Here is a 21,207-nt window from a genome sequence, read left to right on the forward strand (position 1 = left end):
ACTAAATCATTTACATTTTGATCAAATATACATTTTGTATGATAATCGATTAACAAAATGTATATTAAAATCAGGCTATCTTAAGCGCATAAAAGAACATGCTAATTACATTAATTTACACCTAGTAAATATTAACTATAAACGAGTGGAATTGCAAATAAATATTTCCAGATAAATAACTAAAAAGACACTTATGCAGCATCGAAAAGCTCTAAAATGACATGGATGGGCTCTCCAGCTTGAGTTTTTTCATAAATGAAAGTGATTTTTCCAGCCTTTTGTTAAACATCCATCCCATGCTTTGTAACACCTCTTTACCTCCTTGAATATTATATTAACAGAGATACAATATCTTTTATTTTTATGGAGGGATGATTATGACTCTCTTTGATCAGTCATTTGCTGATCTGCAGGTTATCAAAAGCAAGCGGAATCCAAATAATTATAATATAGTATTTTTTGGTGATAGCTGGGTTCAGCGCAGTACAGGAAGTGATATAAGATTTGTAAGCAATGACATTTTTGAAGTAGCTATGCAGAGAGCAATGGATTTTAACCCCTTACTTTTTGCCTATGGTGGTGATGGTGACTTCACTGGTACCGAAGATAACCTCAATTTCTTAGTTGAAAAAATCAAAAGTTTAAATAAAGATAAAAACGGTGATAGAGTGCCTTTTTTTATGGTTCCAGGTAATCATGATGCCGCAAGATTAGGTACTACACTTTCCCTAGATAACTATAAAAATATTATTGGCCCGGAAGATATTCATTGGTCTATTGATTTGCCTAGCTTCAGACTCAGGATGGTTGGGCTTAATTCTTTATATCATTATGTTTATAATGAATATGGTCTGACAGAAAATGAACTGGAATTCTTGGCCAACAGTTTATCGGACGTTAGATGCTCTACGAATGTTTTTGTCACTATGCATGTTCCACCAAGAGAACCGGAACTTAATTGGGTTGGAGACGATGCATTCCCAAACGAAAGAGGAAGAAGAGACTTTTATAAAATAGTAAGGAACAGAGTCTCAAGTGTTCTTATAGGTCACATTCATGATTTTCAACTGGCTAAAGCACATGATGTTAAATTCATTCTTTCAGGTGGCGGCGGAGCAACTCTTAATGTAGGTGCTCGATTCCATATTGTTGTAATAAATATTCAAAACCATGGTAATTATAGTGTAGTTACACCACAACTTGTTCCTGTAGGATGGCAGAGAGCAACTGAACCTGTATCCCCGTAGATAATGAACGTGATGAAATAAAAGATTTCGTTACAACTAAGAAGCAAATCTATAAAATTCATAAATCAGAATATTAATTAAGAAATGTGCCCTCAAAATATAGGGTACATTTTTACATAATAAATGACTTTGTATAATTTCAACAATTCTTTAATGATTGTTCATGAGATCTTATTCAAAGCTTTCTTTTCAACCAGCTTCATAATTCTAATTCTGATACCTCTAATTTAGATTTTTGATAATATTACATTTAGTATTCATTAGGAACTTACTAATCACCAGTAAACCCTTTAATACTTATTTACAAAAAAAGCGTTACTTATGATACGGTTCACCTTTGTATATACTAAATTTCTTCCTGCAAAGATGCGAACTCATTTTCTAAACGTCTAATAACTAAAATAACCCACGAAAATCCAAATTTTAGATTTTTGTGGGTTTCATGGTGGAGGCGAAACGTGACCTTTAAAATCCACCAATAAATTTCATATTATTTTAGACCTGAATGGATTCATATTAATAATTTTACTTAATTACCTAAGTTTCGAACAAATGAATCTATAGCATTTTCCATATTATAGTTTCCGAAAAATAAATAAAGGATAATACCAAGCCTTCAAGATGTATCCTATATTAAGAATTTAAGAACATCAAAATTCTATGGAATATACGGATTTCTATGGCTTGTATTCTTAACGCATAACCTTATAAGTTGGTTCAAATCTACAGTTCTTTATTGTGCTGAACTAGAAAATATGGGAGTTAAAGCTCTAGTAAAAACTATTGGAAATATAAGAGGTTTTGTTAAAAGAACTTCTGTGGGGATTAAGGTGAATATTCTGCCGCTATCAAAGTTAGCAAAGTTAATTGCTGAAGTACTTTGTAATCCCAAATATGTCCAATTAACTTTTGATATTTCAAGTTAAAACAGTTTTTACTAATGCAATATAATGGGAAATTGGAAGCGCTATTTTTACTCTTTTCAATGCTGCCATTTTTAAAATTTGTATATTATTCCACAACACATTTATCTTGAATTGGATAGTTAATGAAAGCAAACTCAAGAGATTAAAGTTCATAAATAAACCATTTTTCAATTACAAGTCATTTTTGTAATATTAAAAGATGGTTTTACCATATCTGTTCTAAAGGTTGGATTACTTATCTCAAAAATGAAAATAAAATACGAGGTACTTATTATGGTCTACCGTTTACTTTATAACTGTTATGCAATTTTATTCTAAAAGTATTTAACTGAAGAGATAAACAAAAAAAGGCCATGATATACACAACCCAATACTTTTCATTATAATCCAATCAAGTTTTAATTATTTTATGCAAGAAATAATTATGTTTCTATCCTATTTCTTCCAGAACTTTTAGCTCTATAAAGAGCCTGATCCGCCATAACAATTAAGTCTTCAGGTTGTATTTGCATATTAGGGATAGCAGCAGCAACTCCAATAGATACTGTAACACTTCTATGTTCTGATGCTTCATGCAAAATGCCTGATTTTTCTATATCTTTTCTTATATTTTCTGCTATGTACTTTGCCTTTTCCAAATCTGAGTTTGAAATTAAAGCAATAAATTCTTCTCCACCATATCTTGAAACAACACTATTTGATTTATTAACTACATTCTTAATAATTGTTGAAATGTTCTGAAGACATTTATCTCCTTCTACATGACCGTATTTATCATTGTATTCTTTAAACTTATCTATATCAATCATAAGAATTGCTAAACAATTATTAGCTTCTTCGCTTTTCTTCCATTCCTCAGTCAATACCATGTCAAAATGACGCCTATTATAAACGTTAGTTAAAAAATCAAATTTAGAAATTTCATCTATCGAACGTCGAACAAGATTAAGTTTATTTTCCATTATGTCTGACACTTTTATCATTCTCTTCATTTGTTCTAAAAGTTCCTTATATTCACCTACAAGATTTCCATATAATTCTCTATCCTTTTCAGTTTCAATAACACTAGATTCCAATATTGAAACTGAATTTTCAAGGATTTCTTCTTCTTTTATGAAGATAGATCCCATAAGTTTCTCCTCCTTACTGCTTTTGCTATAAAACTAACATTATGTGAAACCAAATTATTTAATTTACGACAATCTTAAATTCAATAAATTCAAGATCTTCCTTAAATTCTTCTCCACATTCTATCGCTATATCATTATCTTCTGAAGCAATCCAATGAATTTTTATATTTTTTCCTTTCTCGACTTCCTCATCAAATAAATCTAAAATAGTCATAAAAATTTTAGAGGTACTTGAATTAAAATAAATCATCTCAAATTCTATTATAGTTTCTTCTTCTGTAAGCTGCTCAAGATATTCTTTAATCCAGCTCATTACTGGTTCATAAAACTTGGCTGCATTTTCCGGAAAAGATTCCCCAGAAATTATTAACTTTCTCTCATCATAATTTAAGTTAATATATGGTGTGGAAACTGTTTTTTCTATTATTAAACTATCCATTTCTTTTTTTACCTCCAAAAACTAGGACCTTTATTGAAAAAAATGAAAATTCATCATTAATTTTTGTAAAAGAACTTTCAATAGGTCTGCCTGACTTACGTGCCATTTCAATAAGCCCTAAACCAGCCCCCTTGCTCCCTTCCAGTAACTCGCTTTTTCTTCTCTTTTTATATAGTTCCTTAAGTTCTTCTTGGCTAAGCCCCTCTAATTCATCCATTCTACTTTGTATTTTTTCAACATCACTATTGTAAACTTTATTTCCACAATAAACGTAAAAATTATTTTCCTCTTGTCCTATAACTAAAACACCAATTTTAAGTTCCTTTTCTAATTCCTTATCATTTACAATCTTTTCTTGGGAATAGTTTAATACATTTTGCATTTGCTCAATAAAAACTGAAAATATTTTTTGGGAAGAACTCATATCTGCCTCTTCCATTTTTAAGTTAAGTCTTAATGTAGTTCCTATTCCTTCTATAGTTGACTGTGCTATTGGTCCACTATAACAAAATATTATTTTTTCTTTTTTGATATTATTATAAAAATTATATAGATTAAAATTATTATCTAACACACAAATTCATCTCCTTTTCTCAAATAATTATTTATTTTGAAATAATGTGTTTTAGACACATAAAAAAAATAACAATTTAATATTTTTATTTCATTTTAAATCCTAAAACAGTAATATCATCTCTTTGCTCTTCAGTTCCTTTGTAAACTTCCATTGTGTTCTCAAAATTTGATTTTATTGATTCAAAATCTTTAAACTCACATTCTTTTATCATATTACACAATCTTTTTTTCCCAAAAGGATATTTTCTTTCTCCTCCATTTTGATGAATAAAACCATCAGTAGTAACTATAAATATATCACCTTTTTGGATTTGTATAATTTCATTCTTTAAATTTTCTTTTAATTCTATATCCCTATACCCAATCCCTCTAGTTTGAGGTTTAAAAACTTTAACCTCGCCCTCACGTTTAATGTATAACTCTATATTGGCACCTGCATATATAAGGCTGGCTTTTTTCTTTATAGAGAAAATTGCAATATCCAATCCATCATCAACACTACTAGGATTTGAATTTTTATTAAGAGCTTGTCTTAGTTGAATGTGGAGTTCCTGTAAAATCATGCTTGGATCTTCTTTATTAATTGTGTTTACTATATTATGTAATATTGCATTTACCGTCATCGTCATAAACGCTCCTGGAACTCCATGACCCGTACAATCACCTACTACAAACACTAATACATCCTCTATTTCCCTTAACCAAAAAAAATCTCCCCCCACTGTATCTTTGGGTTTCCAAATAACAAAGTTCTCCATAAATGACTTTTTTAATTCTTCTTTTGATGGAAGAATTGACTCTTGAAGCCTTTTTGCATATTCTATGCTATCATTGATTTTTTGGTTTGATTCTCTTAATTCTTGAGTTCTTATATTTACCTTATTCTCAAGTTCTTTATTCATTGAAATTGCTTGTTCGTATGGATTAGCAATTTTTTTAGAAATAAAATAAAATAAAATCATAAAAAATGCTAATACAAGAATTACATTTATAATTGTATTATTTCTTAGTGAATCAAGTAAAGAAATACTTTCCGTCCTTGGTATTTCATAAAATAAAGTCCAATCTCCCGAACTTAACTTACAATAAGAATAATCAACAATTTTATTATTCTCCTTAGAATATTGTGATACTTTAACTTCTTGTTTTTCATCTGTCGAATTATTTTCAATATTATTAACAACACCTTCAGGTACAAATTCACTACATTTTTTTCCTATATCCTCTACATTATCTGATAATTGAATTATTCCTTTATCATCTATAATCCAAAGGTTACTTTCTTTCCCAACCTTGAACTCTTTAAATTCCTTTGTTATTTCATTAATGTTCATCCCAACCCCAGTTATACCAAATGGATTATCGACGCTTCCCATAATAGTGTTTACAAAGAGAAATGTATTTTCCGTAGCCCTGTCATACCCAACATTAAAATCAATTGCTTTTTTAGATTTAAGTACATTCCAAAACCACTTATCTTCCGGATTATCTTCTTGCAAAACTATATAATTCTCACCATTATCGTTATTTTCAGAATTTGCTCTATAATAATGTTTTGATTTTATACCTGCTATGAAAAAATTATTATAATCATAAGAGTTTGCAATACTGTCTATTTTATTTTGAATTATTTTCCCATATTCCTTATCTTGCTCTTCGCCTTTTACCCATTCAATATTTAATGGATCTCTAGCAAAAATATAAGAAGTCTCAACAGCCCTGCTAATACGACTATCTATTTCAGACGCCATTGATTTAACTATAAAGACGATATCTTGAGATTTTGCTTTATTTATAAGTGATTCTTTTGTGTTTGTATATCCTAAAATTCCAGTAACAATTACTGCAAGGCATATAATTGCACTAGCCATTGAAATTATTCTAAACACATTTTTTATATACGATTCACTATAACCTGTAATTTTTTCTTTCATCATTTACCCTCATCTTATTTAAACACTTCACTTAATATATGTAAATATTTATCAAAATTTTATTTTCTCAATACATTATCTTCAAAATAATAACAGAATTAACCTATAGCTTTTTAAATTATATACTATTTTGCATAAAAATACATCCTTAAAAATTTATATTATTAAACTTTTTATACTTAAATGAAATGAAAAATCTCTTAATATGTACTTGTTCGTGATTACTCCACCTTCAAGCTCTGTCTCATTTCTATATACTAGAAGAGTCCTCCCTTTAAAGTTCGAGTACTCTCGGAAACTCTATAACACCCGAGTTTACTCGATTTTTATTTTTAATACTCCATATAGCTTCCTCCAAAATTTATGCATAATTTTTCTGCTTTTTGTATAAATCACTTGACAAATTTACAGAAATTTGCGGCGTAGCCTTTTATTAAAATACATTTTTTAGGAGGCACTCACATATGCTAAAATTTTGGACTTCACATAAGCAATATCTGCTTTGACTCTGCTAATGACAATTATCCCACCTATGAATTACTCAAAGAATGGTAAATAAATCCTTTCATTGACTTAAATTTCAATGGTGGAGGCGAAGCGTGACCTTTGAAATCCACTAATTATGATTTAGCTAAGTATTTCTTCAACTACACTAATAATAGCATCTATGCTTGGAAATAAACTCGGATATTTCCCTTCTTTATTTTCAACAAAAATTATTCCATCTTCTTTAAGGGTTTTAATATTTCTTTGTACACTACGCTTATTATACATTGTTGGATTAATATGTGTTGCAAAAATAATAGGTGCACTTGTTGATAATAAATTTGTAGTAAGAAGATTGTCTGCTATGCCATTAGCAGCTTTTCCAAGGGTATTTGCAGAAACTGGTGCAACAATCATCAAATTAGATTTAATTGACAATGATTGATGGTTCATATCATAAGCCTTTGGAAGTTCAAACTGTTCAATCTGAACTGGTGTCCCAGCCTCTCTCTGAACCATAAGTGGTGTAACAAAATTGCATGAATTTGTAGTCATAATTACATGCACTTGAGCTCCAAGTTTTTTTAGTTTCCTAATTAAAGTAAGTGATTCATTTGCAGGGCTACATGCCGTAATTCCTAAAGTTATTATTTTTCCTGATAACATAGTTTGTCCTCCATTCACATAAAATAAAAGTAATTGTAAAATGCGTTTTCTGGTTTCCTCCAAATAACACAACTTTTTGTTTCAATTTTAAATTCTACCTTACTATTTTCAAAATCAGTAATATATTGTTCAAAGTTTCTTTTTGTAATATTTTTCTTTTCCTCTAATAGCGGTGGTTTTAATAAATAAAATTTATATTTATTTTAAAACTCCTAATCACAAATTATATATCATCACCCATAATAAATTATTATATGACTAAACCATTTCTAATTTTGCTTAAGATTAGAAATAACTTAATTTATTATTTTTTTGTAAACAAAAAAATAGCAAAATACAATCAGCTTTCCTCACTTCATTGTGTTTTGCCATGTCTTATTATGATATTCATTTACTAAATGAATTTAATATTTTCATAAGATAGATAGACTTTTTATATTTGATCAATTAGCAATTACGTTATTCATCGATTTATTACTTTCTTTAAAAATAAAACTTAATAAAGACAAACTCCAGTCCATCGCTTTATTATATTATATATACTTTGTTTCATTAATTCAATAATTTTATATATTTACTCAAGTAATTCAAAATAACTTTATTCTTTAACATAAATTTTAATTTAGCATTCCTGCATGCTTAATATTATAGTTGAATTTCAAATTCAGCATTATCTATATCCACAAATCCTACGTTCACCTGACAATTAAAATTCTTTCTTTTTTGCTACTCTTGTAATTATTGCTTCTATAGAACTCATAAATTTATTAGGATTAATACCTAATTTCATGTTTATCCTCCTCTAAATCAGCTTATCTTTCACTTCCCAAATATTCTTCTTTTGCAAACTTTTCAAGTGCCTCTATACTTCGTATTACCTTTTCAGTATCAATACAATATGCCATTCTGAAATATCCTTTAACTCCAAAATTATCACTAGGAACTAAAATAAGATTATATTTTCTCGCCTTCATACAAAATGCATTTGCATCTTCTTCTAACGCTTTAGGGAAAATATAAAATGTTCCACCTGGTTTAACTACTTGAAATCCTACCCTTGTCAATGCATCATAAATCAGATTCATATTTGTTTCATATATAGATAAATCACTAGTTTTATCTAAAACTTCTGCCACTGCCAACTGAATGCTTGATGCTGGACAATTGTGTCCTATACCACGACTAATTTGTCCACAAATGACTGCAATAATTTCAGCATCAGTAGCTTTAGGATTCACGGCAACATAACCTATACGCTCACCAGGTAAGCTCAAACTTTTAGAAAAAGAATAACAAGAAATAGAATTATCATAATACTTACTTACATAAAAGTTATCTGCTCCTCCAAATAGTATTTCTCTATATGGTTCATCACTGATTAAAAATATATCATGTCCATATTCGACTTGCTTTTTACGTAAAAAATCACATAGTTTTTCTATTGTTTTTTCTGAATATACTATACCTGAAGGATTATTAGGCGTATTAATCAAAACTGCCTGTACATTAGGATTGATAATCTCCTCAAAGGCTTCAAAATTTATTTGAAAATCTATTATATTAGCCGGCACTACCTTAAGAATCGCCCCAGTTTGCTCTACATATTGATAATATTCTGGGAAAAATGGTGCAAAAGTTACTACCTCATCCCCTGGCTTTGTAACGCATCTTATGGCATGTGCTAACGCACCTGCAGCACCAGAAGTCATAAAAATATGTTTTGTTTCATAATTCATATTAAATCTTTTATTTAAGCTTTGTGCAACTTTTTCCCTGACCTCTGTATTTCCTAAAGAAGGACTGTAACCATGGACAGCTATAGGATCTTCATCTTTAAGTATATTTATAAATACCTCAGTAAAATCTAGATGTACTGGTACACTTGGATTTCCCAAGCTATAATCAAATACATTTTCATATCCTATTTCTTTTCCTAAACTTGTTGCATATTCACTCTGTTCTCTAATTATAGATTTACCATTTAATAATTCTTTGTAATTTTGATTAATCATAATGAATTCCTTCCTCTCAATTATTATAATGAGTTAACAATACGATCAGGTTTTTCACCTGCTATTACTTTTTTAATGTTGCTCCATATCATTGAATATCCTCTTTTAAAACTTGAAGCTGTTATACCACCAATATGAGGGCTAAATATTATTTTCTCCATAATTTTCTGTTCTTGATTTAATAACACATTGCTCAATTGAACTGGTTCACCTGCTATAGTATCCAAAGCTGCCATTTCAAGCTTTCCACTTTCTAAAGCTCTCACTAATGCCAGACTATCAACCAATTCTCCTCTTGATGTATTAACCAAATAAGATCCTTCTGGTATCTTGCTTAAAAACTCATCATTTACCATCTCATAAGTAGTATTTGTAACTGGTAAATGAATACTAAATACATTACAATTTTTTAATAATTCATCAAGTTCCAAATATTTCACATTATATTTTTCTTCTACATCTTTATCACTTTGGGTCCTACTATAATAATACGTCTCCACATTAAAACTTTTTAAAATCATTGCTGTACACTTAGCAATATCTCCAAAACCAATTACTCCCACTTTGCAATCAGATAACTCCTTCAGATTCCCTTTTTTCATATACTCTTCTTTTTTCTCAATCTGATGTCCATTACGAACCGCTTGATCACAGTTTCTTACATTTCTAAGCATGCTAAGCATAAGAAGAATCGTCTGTTCTGCTACCGCCATAGCATTCATTCCCTTACAATTACATACATAAATTTGTTTTTCTCTGGCAGCTTCTAAATCAAAAAAATTATACCCAACTCCTTCTGAGTGAATCATTTTTAAATTAGGCATTCCTTTAATCAATTCCTCAGACACCTTCGCCATGGCATCGGCTATAATAAACTCTGCGTCTTTCCCTATAGCAAGATATTCATCTGCCCCAAGTCCAGAAGGCATTTCAATAATCTCTATGCCTTCCATCAACTCTGATTTTTTAGAGAACCGATTTATATTTCCTTTTTTTCCAATATGCAATAATTTCATTTTTAACTCCTTTTAATTTATATATTCTTATTATTATGCCATATTTAAATGTGGCCACTCTTTTTGCAGAAACATGTCTTTTTTATTCCTTTTTTAAAAGCTGCTCTTAAAATACTGCCGCTCATAATAGAAATACAATTTACTATTGTTCCAATCAATTTAACACCTCAAGTTATCTATGTTAGAAATTATAAAGGGTCCAGTGACTGGAGTGTCAATATTAATTTATTAATATTTGAATTTCAGTTATAAACTCTGATTTTTCAGTAGTTAAGCCAAAATCAATAAGTGTTATTTCTATAGAATCGTCAATAATTTTATATCCCTTTTCTTCAATATATTTTAAAAGCGCATCATAATATTTAGGCGAATTTTTATGAGTTCCATTAAACCGAATAGTAATATAAATACCTTTAAGTAAAATTTTTATTAGTTTTTTATTATATTTTTCACCTTCTGTAAATGAAAAAATTGAATCATATTCATCAAATACTCCATTTTGCAGATTATCTGTAGAAATTGATACACCTACTTTCCCATTGAAAACAGAAGCGTTTTTCTTAGTCGTATTCTCTAAATTCCTAATGGATAACTCTAAATCCTTATCTGATTTTATTTTTTGTTTTAATAACACAATAGTTCTCTCATCAAATTCAATTTCCTGAATTACGTCTAGTTTATCATATTGCCTTGCATAATTGATTTGTTTTAATCTATTTTCAATTTTCTTTTCTATAGCCTGTAGTTCATTTATCTTTTTTCTTGTGACTTCTTTTTGTTGTTTTAATAATTCGGTTATGTTATCAATGCTACGTTTATTTAAATGAAAATTTATTGTACTTAAAGACATTCCAAGTGCTTTTAAATACATTATTGTATTTAATTGCTCAAATTGCTCCGTTGAATAATATCTATAGTTGTTAAATTTATCTATAAATATTGGCTTAAATAAATCTATTTCATCATAATATCTTAATGTCTTAATATTAAGATTAAACAACTTTGACACTTCTCCAATTGTAAATAAATCTTTCATATAGTTTTTCTCCTAATCTTAAATAATGTATTAATATATAACTTCACTTATAATTAATTTAAAATATTGATTTTATAAATTAATTATAATATATTAATTTTTTAATCCTATATACAAATTTTTATATTCACAGGATTTATCATTAACATTTTTCTTGAAACAAAAGAAAGAAGAGAACCTCCTCCATCTGGACTTGATTCTTCTCCGTTATTTAGATACATTATTAAGTTATCATTTATATTAAGCTCTATTGATTCAATATCTCTAGTTTTACTTATTGTTATTTCTAAGATTAGCATATGCAACAATTTCTTTTTATTCATAATTACGTTTTTTTATTTGATGTCCTTATTAATTCCTTCTGCACTGTAGATTTTTGTGAGTTTAATTGTTATGCTACCCGTGACAATAAAAAAACATAACCACCTGTAAGCAGCTATTCAAGCCACATACAAATGGTCGTGGATTTTATGGCGGAGGCGCGTGACCTTTGAAATCCACCAGCAGATCTCATTTCATTTCGACAATTTCTTAACTAAAATTGGAGTAATAATAGTGCTTATTACCACAACAAATGCTATTTGAGATGCTGCTGTTTCTACATATGGCAAATACAATGCATCTATTTCCCCCATAAGTTTTGGTACTGCAATAGATAATCCCGCCACACAACAAATGGCAGTTGATGCATAACCTTTTTGTTTTAAAAATATTTTATCCACAAACAGCATTGGAATGTTATTTACAATTGAAAATATTATAAGTAATATAAACCCTAACGTATAAGAAGATAATGCCGTTAAAATATTTATATTAGAACCTAAACAAAATCCTAAAAAAGGTGTCATTATACTAGATCCTGATTTAGTAAATTCTCTAATATTATCATCTATTCCTCCTAAAAACATACCAACAAAAAATGGAATGCAGGTTGCAGCAATGCTTTTATAATCAATGCCATATCCTCCTGCAAAACCCAATATACAAATTGGTATAAAAGGCAGTCCTATGAGGTTTAAGAAAGCGTAATTTGCAATATCAATTTCATCTCCATATTGATCCATTAAAGCTATGTACATTCCTGGATTACAGCTAGTAATACACGAAACTAATGCTAATGTTGATATGCCTAAAAATCCATCAAGTCCAAATAATTTCATTATAACTAAACCAGCTATAATTCCTATTATTAATTTTGTTAAAATAAGCACGCCTCCTCGTTTTATTGCGAGTAATAGCTGATTTGGTCTAATTTGTATACCTATAAATACAATCATAATGCCAACAATACACATAGTTCCATTACTAGAAAATATGGCCGAAGTAGGATTTCCTATTTGCACAACTTTAGGACTAAATGTATTTATTATAGCCCCGATTGCCATTGGTATAAGCATTAATCCTCCTGGGATATTCTTCACGCGATCTAAAATCCTTAAATTACTTTTACTTTTTTCTTTTTCGTTATTGACAGTTATCATTCATAATCACTTTCTCTCCCATCAATAAATAGTTGCTAAAACCATTAAAGATTATTATACTATGGTTCGTCAGCTATCTACTTAATTATATTAACAGCAACTCAAAATACTTAATTTTCTCCACTCTTGTTTTTTTGTTTTTCTATCATATAATTTATCTGCTTACGTAAATTATCAAAGTAATTTTTAATCCCCTCTTCTCCAATAAAAAATGGATTTGTTTCGTTACCTTTTCTGTTTCGTACTGTTTCTAATTTTGAATATCCATTTTCAGAAAACAAATGAGCTGTAATTTCTACTGTTGCGTGCTCTATCTGTGCATACTTCTCGAAATAGTCAATAGATTTTCTATAATCTAATTTTCCTTCCAAATCACTTGGAGCTCCAGTTCCTCCCCATAGTACTGTATTATAATTTGTTCCATTATCTTTAACAGAAAAAATTAGAGATATACATCCTGGTGTATGTCCTGGCGTTTCTATAATAGTTACTATAGTATCACCTAATTCTATTTTTTGCCCGTCTTTTATCATAATATCAACTGAACATTTTGGTGATCGTGACCCATTTGCACCAGAATTAACTGTATTCATAAAATTATAATCTGTTTCGCTCATAGCTATTTTTGCTTTATAATTATCCTTAATAAATTGAGCTCCACCATAATGGTCTCCATGTCCATGTGTAATAATAATATATTTAATCTCCTGTGGACTTAAATCCATTTTTTTCATGCCATCTATAATTAACTGCGCATCATGGTTGTCCCACATTGAATCAATCAATATGATTCCTTCAAATGTCTTTAGCGCCCACGCCACAACACTTCGACTACCAACACAATATAAATTATCAAAAACTTTTGTTGGCTCCAAAGGAGTATTATCAAATAATTCTTGTGGAAGATTTATTTTTTCTTCATTCATTTATCTCTACTTCCTCCTGTTAATTAAAAATCTTCTGAATTTTGTGTCATAATACCAATTTATAGTCAAACTGTATTATGCTATAATTCTAAAGTTGAATTGTTTCAAATTAGCTTTTTAATGAAAATCATTCTAAATCAGGCTAATTTTACTTACAACTACAATTTTATTATTTAATTATGGACATGTCAAACATTACATGTTCTACAATACTTAATTACTCATTAATATCTGAATTTAATAATATTCATTTTCCATCTTTTTTTATCAGCATTATCATCTAATTAAATTTAATGCTTGGTGAAGCTACCCGTAACAATAAAAAACCACGACCATCTGTAAGTAGCTATTTAAGCCAAATACAAATAGTCGTAGATTTTATGGTGGAGACGAAGCATGACCTTTGAAATCCACCAATAAATTTCATTTAATTTTAGACAGCAACATATTACATATTAACAACTTTACTTATAAAATCAACTTCATTATTTACCAATGTATATGGTGAATACTCCTTATAACTTTCTAAATCATTTAGTGTTACTATTTGAACACCACGTTCTAATGTTGTTAATGTTAAATATTTAGATAATGAATATAACATTTATTAACTTCTATGCTTGGATAATATTTATTATATTTTAACTCATGGGCTCCTTTATTTTTCAATACATTTTTAATACTTTGTTGTGTATACTACATATATTTAAAACTGTTGGTTGAACAATCTTTGAAATATAGTATAATTTATTTATACAACACGTGTTGTATAAATGTGGTGATAAAAAAGTAAGATGCCACCAGTTGAATATAACTGATTTGGAATCGAACAAATAAACTCGCAAAAAGAAAATTGCTTAATTTATTAAATATTATAATTTTTGGAGGTTATATTTATGGCAAATGTATTATTCATCAAATCTAACGACAGACCAGCAGAGCAAGCAGTTAGTGTCAAAATGTACGATACTTTTTTGAAAACATACAAGGGGTCTCATCCACAGGATAAAATAATAGAACTCGACCTTTTTAGCGCTGGTCTTCCATATTACGGTAATACAGCTATTTCGGGACTTTATAAAGCAGCACAAGGATTAGAAAACACTGCGGAAGAAAGTCAGGCTGCAGAAATAGTGAACCACTATTTGAACGAATTTTTGGCCGCGGACAAAGTTGTTTTTGCATTCCCATTATGGAATTTAACGGTTCCGGCCCCTCTCATCACTTATATTTCCTATTTGTTGCAATCAGGGAGAACGTTCAGATACACGGCAGAAGGTCAACCAGAAGGATTGGTTGGCGACAAAAAAGTTGCTCTTCTATGTGCGCGTGGCGGAGACTTTTCGTCAGAATTTGCAGCTCCATTGGAGATGGGGTTAAATTACGTAAAAAATATATTTGGTGTATTGTTGGGTATCAAAAACCCTGAGATTGTAGTCATTGAAGGACATGCAAAATACAGAGACCGTGCTGAGGAAATTATCGAATCAGGATTGATCAGAGCTGCTGAACTGGCAGAAAACTTTTAAATGCAGCTAGGTCCCCACTAGGCTCGAGCAGTATCTTTTTTATATACTCAGTGCATTGATAAAAAGTGTATAAAGTAAATAAAGTTTGCAAGCTTGTAAAATAAGGCTTTCAGAGTATGCTGTTCGATTTACCAGGTAATGCTGGGAGAAAACAATACTCAGAAGCCTTTATTTTTACTGTTTGCGGCAATATATGGACCGCTTAAAATTCAGTTTTCTATTTATTATTTCAGTTTAGGGTCTCTAGCATTTGATGCATTCCCCCCATTATAAATGGAAGAATTTCTTTAGCAAGGATTTTAGGAGATATTACTTCATTATTAGTGATCCACTCATATACTGAGCTTGAAATTGAGTTACTCACCATGATAGAGAATAATTTTATTCTTCTAGAATCGTAATTTGCAGATTTACAATTCTTAAATTTATTATATAAAAAATCAACTAGAGCATCTCTAGATTTTTTATTCATTATAGAAGCAACAGAAATATAACCACGTTTGCATGTTTCACGAGCACTTTGATGGTATTCACAAACTGAGATAATTAAACTTTCCATAAATTTATCATCAATTTCGGCTTGAAGATTAATATTTTGAGATAATATTTCATTAAATCTATCTGATATTACAAAATCAAAAAGAGCATATTTATCTTGGAAATGAGCATAAAATGTAACTCTATTTATAGCAGCTTTTTCAGTAATATCTTTTATGGTAATAGATTCAAAATCTTTTTTGATTATTAAAGAAATGAAAGCGTCAATAATAAATTGACGGGTTCTTTTTGATCTTGGGTCATTATAATTATTTTCTGTCTTCATAGAATCTCCTCACTATTCCTTAAATTAATATACAAAAAACATAAATTGTTGTATAGACAACACTATATAAATTTTGTTGTTTGATTATATAGTGTTATTACTTTATTATAAATAATATAAATTATTTATACAACAATTGTTGCTTAGTTAAATAAAAAATGTATTAGCTTAATAATAATTAGGAGGTAACAAATGAGAAAAGCATTCGTAAATACTAATAGTTGTCATAAATGTTTAGTGTGCAGCACTATAAAAAGCTGCCCTGCTAATGCAATTACACAGGATAGAAAATTTATTTTTAAAGTAGATTATCCAACAATAGATATAAATAAATGTGTTGGGTGTGGTAAATGCGTCAAAGCATGCCGTTATAATAAAGATAGAGTTATAACCATAAAAGAAAAATAGCTATATTTATACTAGTAGGCATTAAAGCAAATAGATGAATCGTAATATTTTTATTTTAAGGTATGTTCCAGAATAATGAATATTTTATATGCGATAAAGTTAAGACCGTCGCAGATGAAGCATTAGCTTTAAGAGTATTTAATGGTTGGGAAAACCTAATTGGATAAATTACTAATACACAAACTATTAAATACAGAAATGATCAGTGATATTGAGCTGTAACAGATTAAAAGAGAAGGAGTGTATAATTATGAAAATAGAAATTTGGTCTGATTTTGCTTGTCCGTTTTGTTATATTGGCAAACGCAACTTTGAAAAAGGATTAGAGCAGTTTGAACATAAGGAAGAGGTAGAAGTCGTATTTCGTAGTTTTCAATTAGATCCATATGCGAAAAAAAATACAGGAATGAATATCCATCAAGTATTATCTTCAAAGCATGGTATCTCATATGAAAAAGCAAAAGCATTGAACAATGAACTTAAACAAAAAGCGAAAATGGTTGGGTTAGATTATCAATTTGATACAATGATTCCTACGAATTCATATGACGCACTTCGCCTTTCTTATTATGCAAAAGAGAATGGGAAGATGCGAGAGTTTATGGAGCGTATTATGAAAGCTCACTTTACTGATTCACTAGATATTGGTGATCATGCAACACTTGCCCAACTTGCAAGTGAGATAGGTCTTTATGAAAACGAAGCTTTGGATGTTTTAGCAAATGATAAATATAGCGATAATATTGCAGATGATAAAGCTGAGGGATCGAAAATCGGCATTCAGGGTGTCCCATTTTTCATTGTAAATGACAGATATACCATCTCAGGAGCACAGCCCAGTGAAACTTTTTTAGAGGTATTACGACAAACATGGAAAGAAGATTATGACAATGCTAAGGCTAAAGAGCATAGATCAGAACAGTCATCAGATGACTATTGTTCCGATGGAACATGTAAATTTTAAAAGGAAGTCGTTATTTTTCCTCTAGATTGTCAAAAAGCATTTGAACTAGGTGCAAGCTTTATAATAAATTATTTATTTCCAAATAAAAAATCAAAGGAGTTTAGCGATATGAAAAACACAATTTTTCAAGGCACAATTGAACATTCTGGATTTGTAGTACCAAATATCGAAGTAGCAGTTGAATTCTTCACTAACATTTTGGGTTTTGAAGTCTTGTTCCGGCCAGGATGGATGCAGTTTGAAGATGATAGTTTAAAGAGGTGCTTTGGGGTTCATGAAAATTCAGTAGTAGAAGGGGCAGCATTTTTGCAATACGGGGGTAGGAAGATCGAACTGGTTCAATGGTCGACGCCAGATCAACAGAATGTTCAACTAAAACCCAGTGATATCGGTGTAGCTCATCTAGCTATTACAGTAACTGATTTAGAAGAGGCTATGAAGTATTTTTCAGAACAGCCTGATGTTAAAGTTAGAGAGCTGAGCCCTCTTGGATTTTTCTATATAACAACTTCATGGGGTATGGAGATTCAAATAATGAAACAGGAGGTTTAATTGTTCACAATTTCAAATTACACAATTAAACTGACTTTCGCTAATTAGAAGGAAGAAATAGGTGAAGAAATCTTTGTTTTGAAGATCATAGAAAAACTTTAAGACTTATCAAAAGAGTATACTAGTCACTTGTATTAGAATACCAACTTTTATTATCAGAAGCATTACCGCAAAAGGTCACAGAATCTATATTCTGTGACCTTTTGGGAAGATAGTATTAAAAATTAGAAATATTCTTTGTTTAAAACCGACAGACTAGTCGATTGAAATTGTTGGAGGTGTGATTCATATGTTAAATAGTAAAACAGGATTTACTGATGCTAGTGTACCTGATCAATCAGGTAAATGCATCATCGTTACCGGAGCCAATACCGGCGTTGGATTCGAAGTTGCAAACGTGCTGGCAGCGAGGGGCGCGCGAGTGCTGCTCGCCTGCCGCAACCAAGCGAAGGCGAAAGCCGCCATGGACCGGATTTGGCAGAAGGTCCCCGAAGCTGACCTCACTTTCCTGCCACTCGATCTGGCAGATCTGGTGAGTGTGCGCAGCGCAGCTGAATTGGCCGCAAAGGAGCCGCACATCGACGTTCTCATTAACAATGCTGGCGTGCAAGGTCCTAAGCTAAGGCACACGGTGCAAGGTTTTGAACTTACGTTTGGAGTTAATCATCTTGGCTGCTTCGCCTTCACCGCTCTACTGCTGCCCAAGCTCATGGAAACGTCTGGATCTCGTATCGTTGTCACCAGCAGCGGTCAACACAAGGGTGCGGAGATCAACTGGGAAGACCTTAACGCAGAGAAGAGCTTTAGATGGCTCCCACGCTATGGTGCCACTAAACTCGCGAATATGCTTTTCGTCTTCGAGTTGGACCGTCGGCTGCGGGCTGCGGGTGCGCAAACGACAGCCGTGGCCTGCCACCCTGGCCTTGCAGGAGGAACGAAGCTTGGACGCGATAGCGTGCTTGGCAAAGTAGTGATGCCGGTAGTCCGTCTGTTCTTGAACACGCCTGCCATGGGTGCCTGGGGAGCACTGCATGCAGCGACTGGGCAAATAAAGCCAGGCGGTTATTATGGATCGACAGGATTTCATGAGTTGAGGGGACCTTCTTTCGAATCCTCCTGTTCCGAGCAGGCGCGAGATCCGCAGCTTGCAAAGCGATTGTGGGATGTATCCATCGACATGACAGGGATTGACCCCGGCTTGCCTCCAGTAAGTTGAAGCTGCCCTTTCAGGTCTGTGATACCTCCACCTGATCAAGCCCGTATGCGGAAACATATCGGCAAAGCTACAAGGTTCCAAAGTTCTGTATAACATTAGGTGCATAATCTCCAAAAGCTCTTCTAATATGACTTTTTATCTTTGGCAAAATAGCTTTATACAAAAAAATTCGATATCAATACCTTATAAGATAAAATATTGCTATCGAATTTTACTGTTATGTTAGATATTAAATATGTCACTTTATTTAGTTTTCTAAATTTCTCTTTGAACAATAGATGAACCCATGAAAATCCCAAAATTAGATTTCGTGGTTTTGATTATAGCGCTACCCCGTAGCAATAAAAAACACGACCACTTATAAGTAGCTATTTAAGCCACATACAAATGGTCGTGGGTTTTATGGTGGAGGCGAAGCGTGACCTTTTAAATCCACTACTTTATATAATTATATTAATACATAAATGCATATTTTATTTCCTTCACACTCTGTCCATATATTTCCTCCATGTAACTCTACAATGCTTTTAGCAATTGAAAGTCCAATCCCTTAGCCTCCAGTTTGATTATTTCTTGATTCATCAGTTCTGTAAAACATATCGAAAATTTTATTCAAATCTTCTTTTTTTATAGGCTTCCCTTTATTTTCAATACTTACCATTGCTCCATTTTCAACTTTAAAAATCTTTATAGTTATGTCACTTTTCTTATTACTATACCTTATAGCATTAGAAATTATATTTTCAAAAACTCTTACCATTTTTGCTGGATCTACATTTACATTTAAATCTTCATTTGGCGCTTCTAATAAAATATTTAAATCATTTTGGTTACATGCAGGCATCATTCCCTCTACAACTTGTCTCATAAATTCATTTAATGAGATATCCATCTTTTCAAGTTTAATATCTCAAGATGTAAGTTTTGTATATTCAAAAAGATCATTTATTAACTCTTCTAATCTACTGGACTTATTATCAATTATGTCTATATATTTGCTTATGTCGTCTTTTTCTTTATAATTCTCTTTTATTAATTTTATGTAACCAATAATTGATGTAAAAGGAGTTCTTAAATCATGTGATACACTTACTATAAGTCTATTTTTATTTTTTTCAATCTCTTTTTCTTTCTCTTTCAGATTCATTAATTCTTCAGTCATATAATTTATATTTTTTCCAAGAATGGACAACTCATCTCGCCCCTTAACTTCAACTCTATAATTTAAATTCCATTTTGATATTTCTACAAGTCCTTTTGATAAACTATTTATATACTTTACTTTTCCATAAGTTAATAATAAAAATAAATCTACAAATATTAATATTCCTAAAGGAAAAAGAGTTGAAAATGAAATATCTCCCTTGTACAAAACATCTGAAACTACAACATATATATCCTCCACTAATGATTTTATATCATAATAACTAATGTTATTTTTATCAAAATTAGATTTACTTTGTTGATTTAAGATTTTATTTATATCAAACTGCTTTATACAATTATTTTCAGGGCTAAATAGCACTTTTACCTGTTTATCAACTATAAATACTTTAAATCTAATGGTATCTCTGCTTACAATATCTTGGAGTTTTTCATCATTCTTCATGTTTTCATCTATTTCTTTATATATCTCCTTACAATTATAAGTAAAATTACTTATTTGATTTGAGTAATCCGTTTGCTCATCTCTCCAAGCTCCATTTATAACAAGGGTGATTACTGTACTTAAAATTAAAGACACTAAAAAGATAACAAGAAATGTAAACATAATCCCACCAAAAATTTTACCCTTCAATTTTATATCCAACTCCCCATACAGTTTTTATATACTTAGGAT

At 30.6% G+C, this 21,207-nt stretch carries 22 protein-coding genes; 7 read left to right on the top strand and 15 right to left on the bottom strand.

The features are described from left to right. Window positions 1-377: 377 nt before the first annotated feature. Together CLOBL_RS19235 and CLOBL_RS28145 are read left to right on the top strand one after the other, a co-directional pair. On the top strand, window positions 378-1,247 hold the full coding sequence (locus CLOBL_RS19235; RefSeq protein ID WP_077860495.1) for a metallophosphoesterase: 870 nt from the start codon (window positions 378-380) through the stop codon (window positions 1,245-1,247). A 755-nt stretch (window positions 1,248-2,002) separates the two neighbouring features. After that, window positions 2,003-2,173: a hypothetical protein gene (locus CLOBL_RS28145; protein WP_179117797.1), complete on the top strand. Its 171-nt coding sequence runs from the start codon at window positions 2,003-2,005 to the stop codon at window positions 2,171-2,173. Between the two features lie 422 nt (window positions 2,174-2,595). Here the strand turns inward: CLOBL_RS28145 and CLOBL_RS19240 are convergent, their stop codons facing one another. From CLOBL_RS19240 to CLOBL_RS28150, 12 genes are all read right to left on the bottom strand, one after another. Further along, window positions 2,596-3,303 carry a GGDEF domain-containing protein gene (locus CLOBL_RS19240; RefSeq protein ID WP_077860496.1) on the bottom strand — a complete coding sequence of 236 codons (708 nt, stop codon included), beginning with the start codon at window positions 3,301-3,303 and terminating at the stop codon, window positions 2,596-2,598. Window positions 3,304-3,361: 58 nt separating this feature from the next. Further along, window positions 3,362-3,742, bottom strand: coding sequence for a DUF1987 domain-containing protein (locus CLOBL_RS19245; RefSeq protein WP_077860497.1), 381 nt, complete (start codon window positions 3,740-3,742; stop codon window positions 3,362-3,364). Continuing rightward, window positions 3,735-4,316: a SiaB family protein kinase gene (locus tag CLOBL_RS19250; protein ID WP_077860498.1), complete on the bottom strand. Its 582-nt coding sequence runs from the start codon at window positions 4,314-4,316 to the stop codon at window positions 3,735-3,737. The genes CLOBL_RS19245 and CLOBL_RS19250 overlap by 8 nt, the downstream gene beginning before the upstream one ends. 85 nt (window positions 4,317-4,401) lie before the next feature. Beyond that, window positions 4,402-6,252: a SpoIIE family protein phosphatase gene (locus CLOBL_RS19255; RefSeq protein ID WP_077860499.1), complete on the bottom strand. Its 1,851-nt coding sequence runs from the start codon at window positions 6,250-6,252 to the stop codon at window positions 4,402-4,404. 627 nt (window positions 6,253-6,879) lie between these two features. Next, on the bottom strand, window positions 6,880-7,404 hold the full coding sequence (locus tag CLOBL_RS19260; protein WP_077860500.1) for a flavoprotein: 525 nt from the start codon (window positions 7,402-7,404) through the stop codon (window positions 6,880-6,882). Between the two features lie 812 nt (window positions 7,405-8,216). Continuing rightward, window positions 8,217-9,416: a pyridoxal phosphate-dependent aminotransferase gene (locus CLOBL_RS19265; protein WP_077860501.1), complete on the bottom strand. Its 1,200-nt coding sequence runs from the start codon at window positions 9,414-9,416 to the stop codon at window positions 8,217-8,219. A 23-nt stretch (window positions 9,417-9,439) separates the two neighbouring features. Next, a complete protein-coding gene (locus CLOBL_RS19270; RefSeq protein WP_077860502.1) occupies window positions 9,440-10,432 on the bottom strand; it encodes an NAD(P)-dependent oxidoreductase in 993 nt (330 codons plus the stop codon). Window positions 10,433-10,652: 220 nt separating this feature from the next. Then, on the bottom strand, window positions 10,653-11,468 hold the full coding sequence (locus CLOBL_RS19280) for a MerR family transcriptional regulator (RefSeq protein ID WP_077860504.1): 816 nt from the start codon (window positions 11,466-11,468) through the stop codon (window positions 10,653-10,655). Between the two features lie 107 nt (window positions 11,469-11,575). Beyond that, window positions 11,576-11,767, bottom strand: coding sequence for a hypothetical protein (locus CLOBL_RS19285; protein WP_077860516.1), 192 nt, complete (start codon window positions 11,765-11,767; stop codon window positions 11,576-11,578). 216 nt (window positions 11,768-11,983) lie between these two features. Next, window positions 11,984-12,949 (bottom strand): 2-keto-3-deoxygluconate permease, encoded by a 966-nt coding sequence (locus CLOBL_RS19290; protein ID WP_077860505.1) that lies wholly within the window; start codon window positions 12,947-12,949, stop codon window positions 11,984-11,986. Window positions 12,950-13,059: 110 nt separating this feature from the next. Next, window positions 13,060-13,875: an MBL fold metallo-hydrolase gene (locus CLOBL_RS19295; RefSeq protein ID WP_077860506.1), complete on the bottom strand. Its 816-nt coding sequence runs from the start codon at window positions 13,873-13,875 to the stop codon at window positions 13,060-13,062. Window positions 13,876-14,323: 448 nt separating this feature from the next. After that, window positions 14,324-14,479: a DUF6718 family protein gene (locus tag CLOBL_RS28150; protein WP_179117798.1), complete on the bottom strand. Its 156-nt coding sequence runs from the start codon at window positions 14,477-14,479 to the stop codon at window positions 14,324-14,326. A gap of 292 nt (window positions 14,480-14,771) precedes the next feature. On the opposite strand from CLOBL_RS28150, the gene CLOBL_RS19300 reads away from it, so the two are divergent. Beyond that, the gene (locus CLOBL_RS19300) at window positions 14,772-15,404 is read left to right on the top strand and encodes an FMN-dependent NADH-azoreductase (protein WP_077860507.1); all 633 of its coding nucleotides are present in this window, start codon (window positions 14,772-14,774) and stop codon (window positions 15,402-15,404) included. 229 nt (window positions 15,405-15,633) lie between these two features. Here the strand turns inward: CLOBL_RS19300 and CLOBL_RS19305 are convergent, their stop codons facing one another. Further along, complete coding sequence (locus CLOBL_RS19305) at window positions 15,634-16,227, bottom strand: TetR/AcrR family transcriptional regulator (RefSeq protein WP_077860508.1); 594 nt, start codon at window positions 16,225-16,227, stop codon at window positions 15,634-15,636. A 192-nt stretch (window positions 16,228-16,419) separates the two neighbouring features. Between CLOBL_RS19305 and CLOBL_RS19310 the strand changes: the two genes are divergently transcribed. From CLOBL_RS19310 to CLOBL_RS19325, 4 genes are all read left to right on the top strand, one after another. Then, entirely contained in the window at window positions 16,420-16,635 is a 216-nt protein-coding gene (locus CLOBL_RS19310) for a 4Fe-4S binding protein (RefSeq protein WP_077860509.1), read from the top strand. A 250-nt stretch (window positions 16,636-16,885) separates the two neighbouring features. Then, window positions 16,886-17,599: a DsbA family oxidoreductase gene (locus CLOBL_RS19315; protein WP_077860510.1), complete on the top strand. Its 714-nt coding sequence runs from the start codon at window positions 16,886-16,888 to the stop codon at window positions 17,597-17,599. A 108-nt stretch (window positions 17,600-17,707) separates the two neighbouring features. After that, entirely contained in the window at window positions 17,708-18,151 is a 444-nt protein-coding gene (locus tag CLOBL_RS19320; protein WP_077860511.1) for a VOC family protein, read from the top strand. A gap of 289 nt (window positions 18,152-18,440) precedes the next feature. Next, complete coding sequence (locus CLOBL_RS19325; RefSeq protein ID WP_077860512.1) at window positions 18,441-19,367, top strand: oxidoreductase; 927 nt, start codon at window positions 18,441-18,443, stop codon at window positions 19,365-19,367. A gap of 550 nt (window positions 19,368-19,917) precedes the next feature. On the opposite strand, the gene CLOBL_RS19330 is transcribed toward CLOBL_RS19325, so the two are convergent. Together CLOBL_RS19330 and CLOBL_RS19335 are read right to left on the bottom strand one after the other, a co-directional pair. Beyond that, window positions 19,918-20,259 carry a HAMP domain-containing sensor histidine kinase gene (locus tag CLOBL_RS19330; protein ID WP_077860513.1) on the bottom strand — a complete coding sequence of 114 codons (342 nt, stop codon included), beginning with the start codon at window positions 20,257-20,259 and terminating at the stop codon, window positions 19,918-19,920. An 18-nt stretch (window positions 20,260-20,277) separates the two neighbouring features. Continuing rightward, window positions 20,278-21,165 carry a histidine kinase dimerization/phospho-acceptor domain-containing protein gene (locus CLOBL_RS19335; RefSeq protein WP_077860514.1) on the bottom strand — a complete coding sequence of 296 codons (888 nt, stop codon included), beginning with the start codon at window positions 21,163-21,165 and terminating at the stop codon, window positions 20,278-20,280. Between the last annotated feature and the right edge of the window lie 42 nt (window positions 21,166-21,207).

Source organism: Clostridium sp. BL-8, from assembly GCF_002006495.1.
Classification (GTDB): domain Bacteria; phylum Bacillota; class Clostridia; order Clostridiales; family Clostridiaceae; genus Clostridium.